A 2,155-nucleotide genomic window follows, 5' to 3' on the forward strand; every position below is an offset into this window, starting at 1 on the left:
GGTCCAGGGTACTTCACACTAGCCTGCACCGTAATCCAATCAGGCCAGACAATTCACGAGATCCGTCACACCCCACCACCAGGTACAGGAATATTAACCTGTTTCCCATCGACTACGCCTTTCGGCCTCGCCTTAGGGGCCGACTCACCCTGCCCCGATTAACGTTGGACTGGAACCCTTGGTCTTTCGGCGAGCGGGCTTTTCACCCGCTTTATCGTTACTCATGTCAGCATTCGCACTTCTGATACCTCCAGCCACCCGTTACCAGGTCACCTTCAACGGCTTACAGAACGCTCCCCTACCGCGTGGTTCAAAGAACCACACCCTAAGCTTCGGTGCACGTCTTGAGCCCCGTTACATCTTCGGCGCAGGAACCCTTGACTAGACCAGTGAGCTGTTACGCTTTCTTTAAATGATGGCTGCTTCTAAGCCAACATCCTGGTTGTTTTGGGATCCTCACATCCTTTCCCACTTAGCCATGACTTGGGGACCTTAGCTGGCGGTCTGGGTTGTTTCCCTCTTCACGACGGACGTTAGCACCCGCCGTCTGTCTCCCGTGATTGCACTCTTCGGTATTCGGAGTTTGCATCGGTTTGGTAGAGCGCGGGATGGCCCCCTGCAGCCAAACAGTGCTCTACCCCCAACGGGATGAGTTCACGAGGCGCTACCTAAATAGCTTTCGGGGAGAACCAGCTATCTCCAGGTTTGATTAGCCTTTCACCCCTATCCACAAGTCATCCCCTAGCTTTTCAACGACAGTGGGTTCGGTCCTCCAGTTAGTGTTACCCAACCTTCAACCTGCTCATGGATAGATCACCTGGTTTCGGGTCTATACCCAGCAACTAAACGCCCTATTAAGACTCGATTTCTCTACGCCTCCCCTATACGGTTAACCTCGCCACTGAATATAAGTCGCTGACCCATTATACAAAAGGTACGCAGTCACACCTCGAAGGTGCTCCCACTGCTTGTACGCACACGGTTTCAGGTTCTATTTCACTCCCCTCTCCGGGGTTCTTTTCGCCTTTCCCTCACGGTACTGGTTCACTATCGGTCAGTCAGGAGTATTTAGCCTTGGAGGATGGTCCCCCCATATTCAGACAGGGTTTCACGTGCCCCGCCCTACTCTTCGACGTTCACCCTGTTTCCTCACTTTTGTGTACGGGGCTATCACCCTCTACTGGCCACACTTTCCAGAGGGTTCCACTAACACACAAGCTGATTCAGGCTACTGGGCTGATCCCCGTTCGCTCGCCGCTACTGAGGGAATCTCGGTTGATTTCTTTTCCTCAGGGTACTTAGATGTTTCAGTTCCCCGGGTTCGCTTCAGCCAAAGCTATGTATTCAGTGAGGTGATAGCGTGTCCACTCACCACGTGCACGAATGTGAAGGTGGGTTTCCCCATTCGGAAATCTCCGGATCAAAGCTTGTTCACAGCTCCCCGACGCTTTTCGCAGCTTATCACGTCCTTCATCGCCTCTGACCGCCAAGGCATCCACCGTGTGCGCTTAGTCACGCTTGAACCCACACCATCATAACAGGCCTGCATAAAGTTTGCATCGTTCTAGGCGTAGGACAATAATCTGAGCCAGATTTACAACATCTGTAGTAACGCTAAAGCCATATGGTTCTTGCCTTCAACAGGGCGACCCCCGCTGCGCAAAAACCGACCTCGCGTCACCGCGTCGATTAAACAGCCCATTCAGAATGTTAAAGAAGCGGGCAAATCCCGCAGGCCTTACAGCAAAAGACCAACCATCAGGTCAGCTTCAAGATGCAAGGAAAGGTGTGTCTTCATCTTCAATGGAAATGGTGGAGCCTGTCGGGATCGAACCGACGACCCCCTGCTTGCAAAGCAGGTGCTCTCCCAGCTGAGCTAAGGCCCCGCACGTGCTCCGCCCCACCAACCCACTCATGGTGGGCCGAGCTAGACTTGAACCACCGACCTCACCCTTATCAGGCGTGCGCTCTAACCACCTGAGCTACAGGCCCATCCTGGCAGCACTCAACCATGCCGCCCAAAAGCAACGGGCGCCCTAACGAAGCCGCCTTGCTGTTTCCATAGATGAAGGACATGAGACGACGGCAATGTTCTTAGAATTGAGCGAAGCTCTTCCACTCTCAAGGAGCGGCGCACTCGTTCAAATCCTTAGAA

General features: G+C 53.5%; 1 tRNA gene and 1 rRNA gene. Both read right to left on the reverse strand.

The features are described from left to right. Nucleotides 1–1,524: ribosomal RNA gene (locus ABDW49_RS19345) — 23S ribosomal RNA — on the reverse strand; the annotation flags it as partial. Between the two features lie 286 nt (nucleotides 1,525–1,810). After that, a tRNA-Ala gene (locus ABDW49_RS19350) sits at nucleotides 1,811–1,886 on the reverse strand. Nucleotides 1,887–2,155 lie beyond the last annotated feature (269 nt).

Source organism: Novosphingobium sp., assembly GCF_039595395.1.
Classification (GTDB): Bacteria; Pseudomonadota; Alphaproteobacteria; order Sphingomonadales; family Sphingomonadaceae; genus Novosphingobium.